We start from the raw sequence: 16,246 nt of genomic DNA on the forward strand, positions 1-16,246 counted from the left end.
CGTGGCAACGGGCCCCGCGGATCCCGCGACGGGACCGCCGCGCCATGTGCCCGCACGGTGCCGGCGAGGCCCCGCCAGTACAGCCGGCGCGGGTTTGCTGGCGAAATAGGGCGCTGATCGTCGCCCCCGGGGCCGCGCATACTGGCGGCGGTCGCGGATCGACTGCCGCCCGATGATCCGTTGTTGTCGATAAGTAAGCGGCCGTATCTTTTCGTCTCCGCCGTTATAGTCCCGCTTTTCGGCGCAGAAATCCGGCTCTTAACCTGAGTTATTTCATCGAGACGGGATTCCCGATCTACATAGCTTTAAGTCCTCGCAGGGGAGTTTCCACGCCTCGTGCCGGAATCTGTGCTCATTACCGGTGGCGCCGGCTTCATCGGTCGCCATCTCGCCGCCGAATTGCTGCGCCGCGGCTACCGCGTGCGGGTGCTCGACAGTCTGATCGAGCAGGTCCACGGCGGCGAGAGCGGCGCCGAGGCGCTGCCGTCGGACGTCGAGTTCCAGGCGGGCGACGTCCGCGACGGTGCGGCCGTGGCGCGCGCCCTGTCGGGCATCGACCGGGTCGTGCACCTCGCCGCCGAGGTCGGCGTCGGCCAGAGCATGTACGCGGTCGAGCGCTACGTCTCGGTCAACGATTGCGGCACGGCGGTGCTGTTCCAGCAGCTCATCGACGCCCCGGTGAGGCGCGTGGTCGTCGCCTCCTCGATGAGCATCTACGGCGAGGGGCTGTACCGCACCTCCGACGGGTCGACCGCCGAGGAGGTGGTGCGCCGCCCGCGCCGGCCCGGGGAGCCCTGGGACCCCCTCGACGGGCACGGGCAGCCCATGCGGCCGATCCCGACGCCCGAGACGAAGCGCCCGGCCCTCGCCTCCGTCTACGCCCTGACCAAGTACATGCAGGAGCGCCTGACGCTCACCCTCGCCCCCGCCTACGGGATGGAGGGCGTGGCGCTCCGCCTGTGGAACGCCTACGGGCCGGGCCAGGCGCTCTCGAACCCCTATACCGGCGTGCTGGCGATCTTCGCGGCGCGGCTCCACAACGGCCAGCCGCCGATGATCTTCGAGGACGGCGCGCAGCGGCGCGACTTCGTCCACGTCGAGGACGTCGCGCAGGCCTTCGCGCTGGCCCTGGAGCACCCGGCCGCCGCCGGTCAGGTCTACAACGTCGGCAGCGGCCAGGACCGCACGGTCAGCGAGGTCGCCCGCCTGCTCGCCCGCGCGATGGGCCGCGAGGAGATCGGGCCGGAGGTGACCGGTCAGGCGCGGCTCGGCGACATCCGCCACTGCATCGCCGATATCGGCAAGATCCAGCGGGAGCTCGGCTACGCGCCGCGCCGCGATTTCGCCGAGGGGCTCGCCGAACTCGCCGCCTGGGTGGCCGAGCAGCAGGCCGTCGACCGCGTCGCCGAGGCGCGGCGCGAACTCGAAGCGCGCGGTCTCGTCGCGTGAGCGGCCGGCCGATCCTCGTCACCGGGGGCGCCGGGTTCATCGGTGCCAACCTGTCCGACAGCCTCGCGGCCGACGGCCACGCGGTGATCGTCTACGACATCCTCTCGCGCCCCGGCGTCGAGGCCAACCTCGCGTGGCTGCGGCAGCGCCACGGCGCCCGGATCATCCCGATCGTCGCCGACATCCGCGACATCCAGGAGCTCGGCCGCGCGGTGGCGGAGGCCGGCGCGGTGTTCCACTTCGCCGCCCAGGTGGCGGTGACGACGAGCCTCGTCGCGCCGCGGGCCGACATGGAGATCAACCTCCTCGGCACCGTGAACCTGCTGGAGGCCCTGCGGGCGCAGGCGCGGCCGGTGCCGCTCCTCTACGCCTCGACCAACAAGGTCTACGGCGACCTGCCCGACATCGCCCTGGAGGCGGTCGGCGACGCCTATCTGCCGGCCGATCCGGACCTGCGCCGGCGCGGCATCGGCGAGACCCGGCCCCTCGACTTCCACACGCCCTACGGCTGCTCCAAGGGAGCGGCGGACCAGTACGTCCTCGACTACGCCCGCAGCTTCGGCGTCCCGGCGGCGGTGATGCGGATGAGCTGCATCTACGGTCCACGCCAGATGGGCAACGAGGACCAGGGCTGGGTCGCCCACTTCCTGATCCGGGCGCTCGCCGGCGAGGCGGTCACGCTCTACGGCGACGGACGGCAGGTGCGCGACATCCTGCACGTGCGCGACGTGGTGGCGGTCTACCGGGCGGCGCTCGCCCGCATCGACGACGCGGCGGGCCACGCCTTCAACGTCGGCGGCGGCCCCGGCAACGCCGTGAGCCTGCTGCAGCTCCTCGACCATGTCGGCACCCTGCTGGGGCGCCCGGTATCGCGCAGCTTCCAGGCGTGGCGCCCGGGCGATCAGCGCTACTACGTCTCGGACACGCGCCGGGCCGTCGCGCGGCTCGGCCTCGCCCCCTTCACGGGCTGGCGCGACGGCGTCGCCGACCTCGCCGGCTGGCTCGCCGCCGCGCGCGCGTCGTCGGATGGCGCGGCACCGATCGCGGGGGCGGCCGCATGAGAGTCGCGCTGGTCAACCCGCCCTGGGACTACCGCAACAGCATCTATTTCGGCTGCCGCGAGCCGCACCTGCCGCTCGAACTCGGCTACTCCGCCGCGCTGCTGGCGGCCTCCGGCCACGAGACGCTGCTCGTGGACGCGCATCTCGAGGGCCTGACCGCCGAGGCCGCCGCCGACCGCGTCGCGGCCTTCGCCCCCGCCATGACCGTGGTGGCGACCGCCCCCACCTACCTGTTCTGGCGCTGCGCCCCGCCGGAGCTGCGGGTGCCCCGCCTGTTCCTCGACACCCTGGCGGGCCGGGGCGGCACCACCGTCGCGGTCGGCCCCCACGGCTCCGCGACGCCGCGTCCGGCGCTCGACAAGCTCGGCTGCGACATCGTCGTGCGCGGCGAGTGCGAGGAGGTCGTCGCCCGGCTCGCCGGCCTGCCCGACCTGCGCCTGGAAACCCTGCGGGCCGTGCCCGGCCTCGCGGTCCGCGACGGTGAGGCGGTCGCGGTGACCGGCCCGCCCCAGGCCGGCCGCTTCACCGACCTGCCGGCCCTGCGCTGGCCGGATCACTGGATCGCCCGGCACCGGCACCACCACCACCGGTTCGACGCCGCGCCGGACGGCCCTGGCGCCGAGGTCGAGGCCTCGCGCGGCTGTCCCTACACCTGCTCGTTCTGCGCCAAGATCGACTTCCGCGACGCCTACCGGCGCCGGGATCTCGGGATCGTCCTCGACGAGATCGACGGGCTGATCGCGCAGGGCGTCACCTACGTCTACTTCGTCGACGAGATCTTCCTGCCGCAGAAGCCGCTTCTGGAGGCGCTGGTCACGCGGAACATCCGCTTCGGGATCCAGACCCGGATCGACCTGTGGAAGCCCGACCTGCTCGACCTCCTCGGGGCGGCGGGCTGCGTCTCCATCGAGGCCGGGATCGAGAGCCTGACGGAGGAAGGCCGCGCCGCCCTCGACAAGCGCTGCCGCGCCTCGACCGACGATCTCGCCGAGCGCCTGATCCACGCCCGCCGCACGGTGCCGTTCGTGCAGGCGAACCTCATCGCCGTGGCGGGCGACGATCCCGATCTCGTGGCGACGTGGCGCGACCGCCTGCGCGGCCAGGGGGTCTGGGCGAACGATCCCGTCCCGCTCTACCCGTATCCGAGCTCCCCCGATTACCGGCGCCTCTGGGGCGAGCCGGACGACCGGGCCTGGGAGCGGGCGCACGCGCACTATCTCGGCCAGTTCACGCAGTTCAGCGAGATCCAGGACGAGCGTCCCCTGCCGCTGTCCGAGCTGGAGGCCGCATGCGGGTGCTGCTGAGCCCCTCCCCGGCAGCGGCGCCGCACGTCCTGATGAGCGCGGACGCGGTGGGCGGCGTCTGGCAGTACAGCCTCGACCTCGCGGCCGGCCTGGTCCGGCGGGGCCTCGCCGTGACCGTCGCGGTCCTGGGCCCGGCCCCCTCCGAGGCGCGGATCGCGGCGGCCGAGGCCGCCACGGGCGCGCGCATCCGCGCCACCGGGCTGCCCCTGGACTGGACCGCCGCGACGCCCGACGCCGTGCTGGGCGCCGCGCGGGCGCTGGCCGGGCTCGCCCGGACCCTGCGCGCCGATCTCGTCCACCTGCACAGCCCCGCCATGGCGCTCGCCGACTTCCCCGTGCCGGTGGCGGCCGTATGCCATTCCTGCGTGGCGACGTGGTGGGACGCGGTCGAGACCGGGCCGCTCCCGGCCGACCTCGCGTGGCGCCACGACCTCACCGCGCGGGGCTGCCGCGCCGCCGACGCCCTCCTCGCCCCCACCCGGGCGCACGCGCTGGCGACCGCCCGGGTCTGCGGCCTCCCGCAACCGCCCGTCGTGGTCCGCAACGGGCGCGCGCCGAGCGGCGCGCAGCCCCGGGCCGCCGCGCCCTTCGTCTTCACGGCCGGGCGGCTCTGGGACCGGGCGAAGAATGCCGCCGCCCTGGACCGCCTCGCCGCCCGCCTGCCGGTGCCGCTGCGCGCCGCCGGCTCCGTCGACGGGCCGAACGGCGCGCGGGTCGAGACGCGCCACCTGCAGCGCCTCGGGCGGCTCGACGATGCGGGCATCGCCGCGGAGCTCGCCGGCCGCCCGGTCTTCGTGTCCCTCGCCCGCTACGAGCCGTTCGGCCTCGCCGTGCTGGAAGCGGCCGCTTCGGGCTGCGCCCTCGTGTTGTCCGACATGCCGGGCTTCCGCGAGCTGTGGGACGGCGTTGCCGCCTTCGTGGGCGCGGACGACGACGGGGCCGCCGCGCAGGCCGTGCGGGACCTCCTGGACGATCCAGCCCGGCGCGCCGCCGCCGGGGCGGCCGCGGCCGATCGCGCCGCCCGCTACGGGGTCGAGGCGATGACCGAGGGCGTGCTCGGGGTGCTGCGCGGCCTCCTCGACGGGGCGCCCGCCCGGCTCGGCGGAGCCGCCGCATGAGGATCGCCTACTTCACCCACTCCCTGGCCTCGTGCTGGAACCACGGCAACGCGCATTTCCTGCGCGGCGTCCTGCGCGAACTGAGGGCGCGCGGCCACAGCGTCAGGGCCCACGAGCCGGAGGGCGCCTGGAGCCTCGAGAACCTCCTGCGCGACCACGGCGCGGCCGGCCTCGACGCCTACCGGGCGGCCTATCCGGAGCTGGCCTCCGACCGCTACGCCGCCATCGACGCGGTGGTCGAGCGCGTGTCCGACAGCGACCTCGTGGTGGTCCACGAGTGGAGCGAGCCGGCCCTGGTGGCGGCGCTGGGCGCCGCCCGGCGCCGCGGCGCGCGCTACACGCTCCTGTTCCACGACACCCATCACCGGGCGGTGAGTGCCCCGGCCGAGATGGAGCGCTTCGACCTGTCCGGCTACGACGGCGTGCTCGCCTTCGGAGAGACCCTGGCCGCCGTCTACCGGGCGCGAGGCTGGGGCCGCCGGGTCTTCGTCTGGCACGAGGCGGCCGACACGCGGCTGTTCCACCCGCCTGCGCGCGAACTGCCGGATCTCGACGGCGCCGGATCTGGCGCGGGTCCCCTCTCCCGTTCGGGAGAGGGACAGGGTGAGGGATCAGGTCCATCCGGACGCGGCGCGCCGTTCCCGCGCGTCGCTGGCGCGCCTCATCCGGAGGGTTCGCCACCCTCACCCCAACCCTCTCCCGCACGGGAGAGGGCGCCCGTCGCGTCCGATCCGGATGGTCGGGAGAGCGCCCGCGCCGGCCTGATCTGGATCGGCAACTGGGGCGACGACGAGCGCAGCGCGGAGCTGGAGACCTACCTGTTCCGCCCCGCCGCGCAGGTCGGCCTGCCGCTGGACATCTACGGCGTGCGCTATCCCGAGGCGGCGCTCGCGACGCTCCGGCGCTACGGTGCCCGCTATCACGGATGGGCGGCGAACGCCGCCGCGCCGGGCCTGTTCGCCCGCCATCTCGCCACCGTGCACGTGCCCCGGCGCTTCTACGTGGAGCGCCTGCCGGGCATCCCGACGATCCGGGTGTTCGAGGCGCTCGCCTGCGGCATCCCCCTGGTCTGCGCGCCGTGGGACGACGCGGAGGGCCTGTTCCGGCCGGGCCGGGACTACCTCGTCGCCCGCACCGGCGCCGAGATGGAGGGTCACCTGCGCGCCCTGCGGTCGGATGCCGGTCTCCGGCAGGCGCTCGCGGCCTCCGGCCTCGCCACGATCCGGGCGCGCCACACCTGCGCGCACCGCGCCGAGGAACTCCTGTCCATCGCCGCGAGCCTGCGGGCGCCCGCCACCCTGGAGGCCACCGCGTGAGAATCGCCTTCTACGGCTCCTCCCTGCTGTCGTCCTACTGGAACGGCGCCGCCACCTATTACCGGGGTATGCTCGCCGCCCTGGCGCGGCACGGCCACACGATCACCTTCTACGAGCCCGACGCCTTCGACCGGCAGCAGCACCGGGACATCGAGCCCCCGCCCTACGCGTCCGTGACGGTCTACCCGGCGACGATCGAGGCGGCGCGCGCGGTCATCGCCGAGGCGGCGCAGGCCGACGTGGTCGTGAAGGCGAGCGGCGTCGGCGTGTTCGACGACGAGCTGCTCCACGGCGTCATCGCGGCATCCCGCCCGGAGGCGGTGCGGATCTTCTGGGACGTCGACGCCCCGGCGACGCTCGCCGAGATGCGCGCCGACGCCGACCACGCGCTCCGCCGCGCCCTGCCCGATCTCGACCTCGTGCTCACCTACGGCGGCGGCCCGCCGGTGGTCGAGGCCTACGAGGGCTTCGGCGCCCGGGCCTGCATCCCGATCTACAACGCGCTCGACCCGGACACCCATTATCCGGTGCCGCCGGAGCCGCGCTTCGCGGCCGACCTCGCCTTCCTGGGCAACCGCCTGCCGGACCGCGAGGCCCGCGTGGAAAAATTCTTCCTCGCGGCGGCGGCGCGCCTGCCGGAGCGGAGCTTCCTGATCGGCGGCAACGGCTGGGAGAGCCGCGGCCTGCCGCTCAACGTCCGGCATCTCGGCCACGTCTACACGCGCGAGCACAACGCCTTCAACACGACGCCGCTCGCCGTCCTGAACATCGCCCGCGACAGCATGGCGGCAGTCGGCTTCTCCCCGGCCACCCGGGTGTTCGAGGCCGCCGGCGCCGGCGCCTGCCTGATCACCGACGCCTGGGAGGGCCTCGGCCTGTTCCTCGACGAGGGGACCGAGGTGCTGGTCGCCCGGGACGGGCGCGACGTCGCCGACCACGTCGCCGCCCTCACCCCGGAGCGGGCCCGCGCCATCGGCGAGGCCGCCCGCCGGCGCATCGCGGCCGAGCACACCTACGCGCGCCGCGCCGTCGAGGTCGACGCGATCCTGCGGGCGGAGGCGGCCCGCAAGGCGGACGCGAACCGGCGGAGCGTCGCGTGAGCGCGGCCCCGATGCGCCTCGTCGTCCTGGGGCTCAGCCTGTCCTCCTCCTGGGGGAACGGCCACGCGACCACCTACCGGGCCCTGCTCAAGGCCTTCGCGGGCCGCGGCCACGACGTGCTGTTCCTGGAGCGCGACGTGCCCTGGTACGCCCAGCACCGCGACCTGCCCGATCCCGATTTCTGCGACCTCGCCCTCTACGGCGACTTCGACGGGCTCGACGCGCACCGCGCCGCCATCGCGGCGGCGGACGCCGTGATCGTCGGCTCCTACGTGCCCGACGGCGTCGCGGCGGGCGCCCGGGTGCTCGACTGGGCGCGGGGAACCCGCGCCTTCTACGACATCGACACGCCGGTGACGCTGGCCGCCCTGGAGGCCGGCACCTGCGCCTACCTCGCGGCGGGGCAGATCCGGGACTACGACCTCTACCTGTCCTTCACGGGCGGCCCGACCCTGCGGCGCCTGGAGCGGGCCTACGGCGCGCCCGCCGCCAGGGCTCTCTACTGCTCGGTCGACCCCGACGCCTACCCGGCCCTCGACCGCCCGGCGCGCTACGACCTCTCGTATCTCGGGACCTACAGCCCGGACCGGCAGCCGACGCTGGAGCGCCTGCTGATCGAGCCGGCCCGCCGCGCGCCCGATCTCCGCTTCGCGGTGGCGGGCCCCCAGTACCCGGCCGGCATCGACTGGCCCGCCAACGTGGAGCGGATCGAGCACCTGCCGCCCGACCGGCACCCGGATTTCTACGCGGCGAGCCGCTACACCCTGAACGTCACCCGCGCCGACATGGTCCGGGCCGGCTGGAGCCCGAGCGTGCGCCTGTTCGAGGCGGGCGCCTGCGGCACGCCGGTGATCTCCGACCGGTGGGACGGCCTCGACACCCTGCTCGTCCCGGAGCGCGAGATCCTGCTCCCCGACGGCCCGGAGGCCGTCCTGGCCATCCTGCGCGGGCGCGCCGAGGCGGATCGGCGGAGCCTCGGCGCCGCCGCCCGCGCGGCGATCCTCGCGCGGCACACCGCCGCCGCCCGCGCCGAGGAACTCGAACGCTTCCTCGACGAAGCGGGCGCGCGGTCCGGATCCGCGCGCTCCGGCGCGCCCGATCTCGCGATCATCGGTCACTAGGCACTCGGGAGAATGATGGTGGGAACCAGGAGCGGCATCCGAGTCCTCGTCGCCGGCGGCGCCGGGTTCATCGGCTCGCATCTGATCGACGCGCTCCTCGCCGACGGGGCGCGCGTCACCTGTGTCGACAGCCTGCTGACCGGGCGGCGGGCGAATCTCGCCCATCTCGCCAACGAGGCGCGGTTCGACTTCGTCGAGGCGGACGTGACGGAGCCGCTGCCGGCGCTGCCGCGGTTCGACTGGGTGTTCAACCTCGCCTGCGCGGCCTCGCCGCCGCACTACCAGGCCGACCCGGTCCACACGATGATGACCAGCGTGCTGGGCACCGGCCGGCTGCTGGAGGTCGCCCGGGACGCCGGGGCGCGCTTCCTCCAGGCCTCGACCAGCGAGGTCTACGGCGATCCGGAGCGGCACCCGCAGCAGGAATCCTACTGGGGCAACGTCAACCCGACCGGGCCGCGGGCCTGCTACGACGAGGGCAAGCGCTCCGCCGAGACCCTGACCTTCGATTTCGAGCGCCAGCACGGCCTCGACATCCGCGTCGCGCGGATCTTCAACACCTACGGCCCGCGGATGCGCGCCGACGACGGCCGGGTCGTCTCCAACGTGATCTGCCAAGCCCTCGCGGGCGACGACATCACGGTCTACGGCAACGGCGAGCAGACCCGCTCCTTCTGCTACGTCAGCGACTTGGTGGACGGGCTCCTCCGGCTGATGGCCGCGGAGACGCCCCTCGCCGGCCCGGTCAACCTCGGCAACCCCCGCGAGCTGACGGTCGGCGCGCTGGTCGACCTCGTGGTGCGGATGACCGAGACCCCGTCCCGGATCGTGCGCCGGCCGCTGCCGGTGGACGATCCCCAGCGCCGCCGGCCGGACATCACCCGCGCCGAGACCCTGCTCGGCTGGTCGCCCCGGGTGCCCCTGGAGGAGGGGCTGGAGGCGACGATCGCGTGGTTCTCCCGCGAGATCGCCCCGCGCCGGGCTCGTCCGGCCATCGAGGAGCGCGCCGTTGTCGCCGGCTGAGCCGCGCCCCGGGCGGCCGAGGCGCTGATGGCCGCCGCCCCCATCCGCGTCGGCCTCGTCGGGATCGGCAACTGCGCCTCGTCCTTCGTGCAGGGACTGCACCATTACCGCGACGCGGCGCCCGGCGAGCCCGTGCCCGGCCTGATGTCGCCGGATCTCGGCGGCTACCGGGTGCGCGACATCGCGGTCGTCGCCGCCTTCGACGTCGCCGCCGGCAAGGTCGGGCGCGACCTCGCCGCGGCGATCCTGGCCGCGCCCAACAACACGCAGGTCTTCGCCGCTGTGCCGGAGACCGGCGTCACGGTGCGGCGCGGGCCGACCCATGACGGGATCGGCCGCTACCTCGAGGGCGTTGTCGCGGAATCGCCCGAGCCGGTGGCCGACGTGGTCGCGGAGCTGCGGCGCACCGGCACGCAGGTGCTGGTCTCCTACCTGCCGGTGGGCTCGCAGGCGGCCACGGAGTTCTACGCGGACTGCGCCCTGCAGGCCGGCTGCGCCTTCGTGAACTGCATCCCGGTCTTCATCGCGTCGAACCCGGAATGGGCGGAGCGCTTCGCCGCCCGGGGGCTGCCGATCGTCGGGGACGACATCAAGAGCCAAGTCGGCGCCACCATCGTGCACCGGGTGCTGGCCAATCTCCTGCGCGAACGCGGCGTCCGGCTGGACCGGACCTACCAGCTCAACTTCGGCGGCAACGCCGACTTCCTGAACATGCTGGAGCGCGAGCGGCTGGAATCGAAGAAGCTCTCGAAGACCCGGGCGGTGACGAGCCAGCTCGACGGAGCCCTGGCGCCGGGCGACATCCATGTCGGCCCGAGCGACCACGTGCCGTGGCTGACCGACCGGAAATGGGCGCATATCCGCCTGGAGGGCACGGCCTTCGGCGGCGTGCCCCTCAACATCGAGCTGAAGCTCGAGGTGTGGGATTCGCCGAACTCCGCCGGGATCGTGATCGACGCGGTGCGCTGCGCCCGCCTCGCCCTCGACCGGGGTCTCGGCGGGGCGCTCGAGGGTCCGTCGAGCTACTTCATGAAGTCCCCGCCCCGGCAGTTCACCGACGCCGAGGCGCGCGAGCGGACCCTGCGCTTCGCGGCGGGCGAGGGCGCGTGATGGGGCGCGGTCCAGACCCGACGCGCGCCTCGCCCGCCCCCGCGGCGGGGGGTGGGACAGGCGCGCAGGCGCGGCGCGCATGCGGCGCCGCGCCGGGCCGGAGCCCCGGATGAGGCAGGTCTTCCTCGTCCGCCACGGCAGCCACGACCGGCTCGGGCGGATCCTGTGCGGGCGCATGCCGGGCGTCTCCCTGAGCGAGACCGGCCGCGCCGAGACCCAGGTCCTCGCCCGCTCCCTCGCCCGCCGCCTCGCCGGGGGCGGCGCCGGCACCCTGCTGGCGAGCCCGCGCGACCGCACCGCCGAGACCGCCGCGCCGATCGGGGCGGCCCTCGGGCTCACGGTCGAGACCGAGCCCGACCTCGACGAGATCGAGACCGGCGCCTGGACGGGCCGCGGCTTCGACGAGCTCGCGGCCGATCCCCTCTGGGCCGCCTGGAACGCGGAGCGCGCGACGGCGCGCCCACCGGGCGGCGAGAGCATGGCGGAGGCGCAAGCGCGCGTCGGCCGGGTCCTCGCCCGCTTCGCCGCGGACGGCGCGCCCGTCATCCTGGTGAGCCACGGCGACGTCATCCGGTCCGCGCTCCTCGGGATCCTCGGTCTCGGCCTCGAGGCCTACGACCGGATCGTCGTCGATCCGGCCTCCTGCAGCGAACTCGCCCTCTGGCCCGGCGGCGGGCGGGTGGTGTCGATCAACGAACGGACCGCCCCATGACGGCTGCAGAGCTGCGCCGGCAGGCCGACGCCCTCGGCCCCTGGTTCCACAACATCGACCTCGGCGACGGGGTCTGGACCGCCCCGGACCATTTCCTCGGCGACTATCCGGGCGTGAAGTGGCGGCGCTTCGCCGACGCGCTGCCCGCCGACCTGACCGGCAAGAGCGTCCTCGATATCGGCTGCAACGGCGGCTTCTACGCCATCGCGATGAAGCGGCGCGGCGCGGCCCGCGTGCTCGGCCTCGACTCCGATGACCGCTACCTCGCCCAGGCCCGCTTCGCCGCGGCCCGGCTCGGCCACGACATCGAGTTCCGCAACCTCTCGGTCTACGATGTCGGCGCGCTCGGCGAGCGGTTCGACGTCGTGCTGTTCATGGGCGTGCTCTACCACCTGCGCCACCCGCTGCTGGCCCTCGACCTGATCCGCGAGCACGTGGCCGGCGACCTCCTGGTGTTCCAGTCGATGCTGCGCGGCAGCCGGGCGGTCGAGCCGGTCGCCGAGGATTACGAGTTCTGGGACATGGACCAGTTCGAGCGGCCCGGTTACCCGCGGATGCACTTCGTCGAGCGCGCCTACGCGCATGACTGGACGAACTGGTGGATCCCCAACCGCGCCGGCATCGAGGCGATGCTGCGGGCGAGCGGCTTCGCCATCGAGGCCCAGCCCGAGGCGGAGGTCTACCTCTGCCGCACCGCGCCGGTCCCCTACGGGGTGGGGGCCGAATATCCCGCGCGGGCGGAGGCTCACGGACGCGGGGGAACGCGATGATCGACTCGGTGATGCTCTGGAACGAGCCCAACAACAAGTCGCACTGGGATCCCGAGATCGACCCCGACTGGCTGCTCTTCGCCGAGATGGCCAAGGAGGCGGGGCACGCGGTCCGGGCGGCGAACCCGAACCTGACGCGCGTCCTCGGCGGCATCTCGCCGATCGACCCGGTCTTCATCCGCAACATGGAGGGGCGCGGCGTCCTCGACGCCGTCGACGCCGTGGCGGTGCACGGCTTCCCCCTCGACTGGAACCTGTGGTCGATCCACGACTGGCCGGCCAAGCTGGAGGAGATCCGCGCGGTCACCGACCTGCCGATCTGGGTCTCGGAGGTCGGCGTCTCGACCTTCGGCGCCGAGGAGGTGCAGGATTGGGGCCTGCGCCGGACCCTCGAGCTGCTCTCCGGCCGGGCGCCGCGGATCCACTGGTACAGCCTCTACGACCTGCCGCGGGAATGGGAGGCCACCACCCGCCACAAGGAGGCCGAGGGCTCGTCCTATTACCGGCACTTCCACATGGGCCTGCTCCGGCAGGACGGCACCCCGAAGATCGCCCTGGAGAGCTTCGCCCGCCACACGCCGGAGATCGGCCTGTGCCAGTGGTTCCACTTCGAGGACCACCGGCTCGACGAGGCCGTCGCGTGGATGAAGCGGCTCGGCGTGCGCTACCTGCGCACCGGCCTGTCCTGGGCCGACAGCTTCCGGCCCGGGGCGCTGGACTGGTTCGACCGGCAGATGACGGCGCTGCAGGATTTCGACGTCACCGTCACCTTCTGCTTCACCCCGGAGCATCGGGGGATCTCGCCCCATCACACCAGCGCGCCGCTGGTCCGCGCCGAGTTCGCGGAGTTCTGCGCCGCCATGGTCCGCCGCTACGCCCCCGGGCCCCTGCCGGGCACGACCTGGTAGAGCGCGCGGCCCGCCGGCCGGGCCATCGCGGGAAAGCAGGCGCGGGCCAGCAGCCGCGGGCCGGCAGCCGCGGGCCGGCAGCCGCTGGAACGTGCGCCGGCCTCATCCGGATGGGGGATGCGGGTGCCCCGTCCCGGGTCTACGGTCGCACCGTCTCCGAGACGAGATCACCTCAAAGCCCGCCCGGCCAGGCCGCGGCGGGCTTCTTGTCGGGCGCCGACCGGCGCCCCGCCGCGCGTCCTGGACCCGCGCTACCGCCGGATCGGCAGCCGGTGGCGGGCGTACCCGGCGGCGTCGCGCACGACCAAGCTCCAGGACCGGTCGGGATCGGCCGTGCAGACCTCGTCGGCCATCTCGGCGATGACGCTGCGCGCCTCGGCCATGGCCTCGTCCAGGCTGCCGACCTCCACGCCGTCGTCGTCCCGGATCGTCTCCTCGCCGCTCTCGAGGTCGAAGTAGAAGCGCTCGGACACCGCCCTCCCCCCTGCTGCCGCCCCGCGGCGGTCGTCCGGATATCTCTACGTAGTGCGGAACACGACTGGGAAAGGTCTTCGGTTGGATAAACCTTAACGCATCTAAAACATGGAGTGTGCCCGGTTCTACGCGATCCGGCCGAGATTCCGCTCAGATTATCAATTATAAGAATCCGCGGCGTCCCCCCGCCGTCGTCCGACGGCCCGGTGCGGTGGCGCGCCTGAGTCGGGGCTCCGTGACATGTCGACCTCCGCCAACCCGCCCAACCCGAGCGCCGTGACGGCGGCGCTCCGCAAGGACAAGCTGCGCGCGCACATCAGGAACGTTCTGTCGACGATCCGGTCCCATCATACGGGGAGCGGGGCGTCGTCGATCCGCGCGACGGGCTACGTCCTTGGAGGGTGGTTCTGCGGCGCGGCCGCGGCGTCGATCCCGCTTTTTACGTAGCAACGGTCCGTCCAAGGGATGTGTTTCTTGAGGCGCCGCAGTCCGGCGCTTCGAACGGCGTCCCATGGCAGAGAACACCCAGCTTCGATCCCATATCCGCGGCGTGCTGCTCAGATGGGTGCAGCGCCTGCGCGAGCGGGCCGGCTGACGGGGCCTGTTCGAGGCCGGTGGGAGACCTCAGGGACGCCGCTCCGCCGCGCGGCGGAGCGGCTCCGTCGTCCGGCGGCTCAGCCCGCCTGACCGCCCATCATCGCCTGCATCCGGCTGAGTCGGGCGATGTGGAGGTTGATCAGCGGCAGGGCGCCGCGGGCGATCGCGCGCAGGCCGGGATCCTCCCCCGACTGGGCGTAGGCGCCGTGGATGCCCAGCGCCTCCTGATGGCCCTGGAGCGAGGCGTTCACGAAGGTGGCGTCGTATTGCGGCCCCGGCGGCATGGCGCTGAGCTGCGCCAGGATCTGCGCCTTCTGCGCGTCGGTGGTCATGCCCTGGGCCGGGGCCGGGCCGCCGAGTACGCCGCCCGCGACGCCGCCCGCGACGCCGCCCACGACACTGCCCGCCGCGTTCACGGCGGTGCCGGCCACCGCCACCGGCGCCGCGACGAGGCCGCCGATCAGGCCGCCCGGGCCCGCCGCCGCGGCCGGGCCGGGCATCGGGGCGCCGCCCGTGTAGGCGCTGATCTTGCGGGCGAGGTTCACCTGCTCGACCACCTCGGCGCGGGCGAACTTCTTGACGCCGGGATTGGCGGTCTTCGCGTGGGCGTCGCGGGCGGTGTTCTCCAGGAACAGGCCGCCGCTGGTGGCCATCTGGAGATAGGCGCCGGTCGGGATCGCGCCGGCCGGCGTGACCTGCGCGAGGGCGGTGCGCGTGACCGCCAGGGCCGCGGTGGCGCCCAGCATCGTGGTGAGCAGACCGCGTCGGTGCATGCGACGGTGCATCATGGAGTGGCTTCCGGATTGAGTGAGGCACCCGACGCCCCGATCATCGCTTGAGGTGCTGCCCGGCGAACCGCACAGGGCGGACAAGGTTCCTGCCCGGCGCCCCTGCCGCAGAGCGTGACAGGGGCACCCGAGAACCCGCTGGATGGACCGGAATTCGCGCGCGAATGACCGGTCTTGCGCGGGTTCTGCGTCGGAAGGTGCCGTCTTTGCTGCCCGGCCCGCGGCTTTATCTCCGATCGATACAGATCTAGATTGCCGCACTGAACGAGGCGGCGCCGCGCGCCCGCGCCGGGCCGCGACCGTTCGGACCGGCTCGCGAGGGGACGATGGGCCAGACGACGATCAAGGACGTCGCCCGACGGGCCGGCGTGAGCTTCCAGACGGTCTCGCTGGTCCTGAACCACCCGCAGAAGGTCGCCCGGACCACGCGCGAGACCATCGAGACGGCCATGCGCGACCTGGACTTCGTGCCCAGCCTCGCCGCCCGGTCCCTGCGCAAGAAGCCGAGCCGCAGCATCGCCTGCGTGTTCGCCCCCGCGCCGGAGCCCGCCGCCGACGGGTCCCGCCCGGGGGAGGAGACCGACTACGGCCGCGTCCTCCAGACCTTCGGCACCGTCACCGACCAGCAGGGCTACACCCTGGTCCACCGCTGCCGCCGCGGCGACGACCCGGACGGCCCCGGCCGGATCGCCAGCCTCGTCAGCGAGGCCCGGGTCGACGGCCTCGTGGTCTTCGCCGAGGGCCGGGACGACCCGCTGATCGGCCTGCTCCAGGCCAAGCGATGCCCGTTCGTGGTGTTCGGCCTGGACGTGCCCGGCACGCACTATGCGGCGCGGGCCGAGCGCGACGCGATCCACGGGGCCGTTCGCCACCTGATCGCGGCGGGGAGCCGGTCGATCTGCCTGCTCACGGGCGACGCGCGCCGGCCGGCCGCCGACACCGAGCGGTTCCGCGGCTACAGGGACGCCCTCGCGGAGGCCGGCCTGCCCCTGCGCGACGCCCTCGTGGTCCCCTGCGACGGGACCGCCGCGGGCGGCTACCGGGCCGCGCGGGCGCTGCTGGAGACCGGGCCCGGCGCCCGCCCGGACGCCGTCGTGGCCGCCAGCGACGGGGTGGCGCTCGGCGTGCTGCGGGCGCTGCACGAGGGCGGCGTGCGGGTCCCCGCGGAGATCCGCGTCGTCGGCTTCGACAACCTCGCCCAGGGGGCCTACGCGGTCCCGAGCCTGACCTCGGTCGATGTGCCGGTGCTCGACATGGTCCGGTTCGCCTTCGCGACGCTGGTCGAGCTGATCGAGGGGACGCGGGCGCCGGACGACCTCGCCCAGAAGCTGTTTCCCACGCGCCTCGTCGTGCGCGAGTCGAGCGCGGCGGCGCCGTCCTAGCGGAGTCTGTGGC

The 16,246-nt window shown here is 73.9% G+C and carries 16 protein-coding genes; 14 read left to right on the forward strand and 2 right to left on the reverse strand.

All coding sequences use genetic code 11. The annotated features are described in order from the left end of the window. The first annotated feature begins 336 nt into the window (after window positions 1-336). The 12 genes from ACTJK8_RS20050 to ACTJK8_RS20105 all read left to right on the forward strand — a co-directional run bounded on the left by ACTJK8_RS20050 (window position 337) and on the right by ACTJK8_RS20105 (window position 12,992). Complete coding sequence (locus ACTJK8_RS20050) at window positions 337-1,449, forward strand: NAD-dependent epimerase/dehydratase family protein (protein WP_059409718.1); 1,113 nt, start codon at window positions 337-339, stop codon at window positions 1,447-1,449. Next, the gene (locus tag ACTJK8_RS20055) at window positions 1,446-2,510 is read left to right on the forward strand and encodes an SDR family NAD(P)-dependent oxidoreductase (RefSeq protein WP_012318308.1); all 1,065 of its coding nucleotides are present in this window, start codon (window positions 1,446-1,448) and stop codon (window positions 2,508-2,510) included. The genes ACTJK8_RS20050 and ACTJK8_RS20055 overlap by 4 nt, the downstream gene beginning before the upstream one ends. Then, the gene (locus ACTJK8_RS20060) at window positions 2,507-3,814 is read left to right on the forward strand and encodes a TIGR04295 family B12-binding domain-containing radical SAM protein (RefSeq protein ID WP_440762410.1); all 1,308 of its coding nucleotides are present in this window, start codon (window positions 2,507-2,509) and stop codon (window positions 3,812-3,814) included. Before ACTJK8_RS20055 ends, ACTJK8_RS20060 begins: the two co-directional genes overlap by 4 nt. Next, entirely contained in the window at window positions 3,799-4,932 is a 1,134-nt protein-coding gene (locus ACTJK8_RS20065) for a glycosyltransferase family 4 protein (protein WP_440762411.1), read from the forward strand. Before ACTJK8_RS20060 ends, ACTJK8_RS20065 begins: the two co-directional genes overlap by 16 nt. Then, a complete protein-coding gene (locus ACTJK8_RS20070) occupies window positions 4,929-6,248 on the forward strand; it encodes a CgeB family protein (RefSeq protein ID WP_024830620.1) in 1,320 nt (439 codons plus the stop codon). The genes ACTJK8_RS20065 and ACTJK8_RS20070 overlap by 4 nt, the downstream gene beginning before the upstream one ends. Beyond that, entirely contained in the window at window positions 6,245-7,348 is a 1,104-nt protein-coding gene (locus ACTJK8_RS20075) for a CgeB family protein (protein WP_440762412.1), read from the forward strand. Before ACTJK8_RS20070 ends, ACTJK8_RS20075 begins: the two co-directional genes overlap by 4 nt. 11 nt (window positions 7,349-7,359) lie before the next feature. Continuing rightward, on the forward strand, window positions 7,360-8,469 hold the full coding sequence (locus tag ACTJK8_RS20080) for a CgeB family protein (protein ID WP_440762423.1): 1,110 nt from the start codon (window positions 7,360-7,362) through the stop codon (window positions 8,467-8,469). Between the two features lie 15 nt (window positions 8,470-8,484). Beyond that, on the forward strand, window positions 8,485-9,492 hold the full coding sequence (locus ACTJK8_RS20085; RefSeq protein ID WP_012318302.1) for a UDP-glucuronic acid decarboxylase family protein: 1,008 nt from the start codon (window positions 8,485-8,487) through the stop codon (window positions 9,490-9,492). A 27-nt stretch (window positions 9,493-9,519) separates the two neighbouring features. Next, window positions 9,520-10,602 carry an inositol-3-phosphate synthase gene (locus ACTJK8_RS20090; protein ID WP_012318301.1) on the forward strand — a complete coding sequence of 361 codons (1,083 nt, stop codon included), beginning with the start codon at window positions 9,520-9,522 and terminating at the stop codon, window positions 10,600-10,602. A 109-nt stretch (window positions 10,603-10,711) separates the two neighbouring features. Beyond that, window positions 10,712-11,314, forward strand: coding sequence for a histidine phosphatase family protein (locus ACTJK8_RS20095; protein WP_024830625.1), 603 nt, complete (start codon window positions 10,712-10,714; stop codon window positions 11,312-11,314). After that, the gene (locus ACTJK8_RS20100; RefSeq protein ID WP_012318299.1) at window positions 11,311-12,084 is read left to right on the forward strand and encodes a TIGR04290 family methyltransferase; all 774 of its coding nucleotides are present in this window, start codon (window positions 11,311-11,313) and stop codon (window positions 12,082-12,084) included. The genes ACTJK8_RS20095 and ACTJK8_RS20100 overlap by 4 nt, the downstream gene beginning before the upstream one ends. After that, complete coding sequence (locus ACTJK8_RS20105; protein WP_024830626.1) at window positions 12,081-12,992, forward strand: beta-xylosidase; 912 nt, start codon at window positions 12,081-12,083, stop codon at window positions 12,990-12,992. The genes ACTJK8_RS20100 and ACTJK8_RS20105 overlap by 4 nt, the downstream gene beginning before the upstream one ends. Before the next feature lie 251 nt (window positions 12,993-13,243). On the opposite strand, the gene ACTJK8_RS20110 is transcribed toward ACTJK8_RS20105, so the two are convergent. Beyond that, a complete protein-coding gene (locus ACTJK8_RS20110) occupies window positions 13,244-13,465 on the reverse strand; it encodes a DUF6894 family protein (protein WP_012318297.1) in 222 nt (73 codons plus the stop codon). Between the two features lie 241 nt (window positions 13,466-13,706). Here ACTJK8_RS20110 and ACTJK8_RS20115 point away from each other — a divergent pair, with 241 nt between their 5' ends. Then, entirely contained in the window at window positions 13,707-13,913 is a 207-nt protein-coding gene (locus ACTJK8_RS20115; RefSeq protein ID WP_012318296.1) for a hypothetical protein, read from the forward strand. 227 nt (window positions 13,914-14,140) lie between these two features. Here the strand turns inward: ACTJK8_RS20115 and ACTJK8_RS20120 are convergent, their stop codons facing one another. After that, a complete protein-coding gene (locus tag ACTJK8_RS20120; protein WP_440762413.1) occupies window positions 14,141-14,836 on the reverse strand; it encodes a DUF4142 domain-containing protein in 696 nt (231 codons plus the stop codon). A 341-nt stretch (window positions 14,837-15,177) separates the two neighbouring features. Between ACTJK8_RS20120 and ACTJK8_RS20125 the strand changes: the two genes are divergently transcribed. Then, complete coding sequence (locus ACTJK8_RS20125; RefSeq protein ID WP_440762414.1) at window positions 15,178-16,233, forward strand: LacI family DNA-binding transcriptional regulator; 1,056 nt, start codon at window positions 15,178-15,180, stop codon at window positions 16,231-16,233. The last annotated feature ends 13 nt before the right edge of the window (window positions 16,234-16,246 follow it).

This window comes from Methylobacterium sp. 22177 (genome assembly GCF_052045615.1).
In the GTDB taxonomy this organism is placed as follows: Bacteria; Pseudomonadota; Alphaproteobacteria; order Rhizobiales; family Beijerinckiaceae; genus Methylobacterium; species Methylobacterium radiotolerans.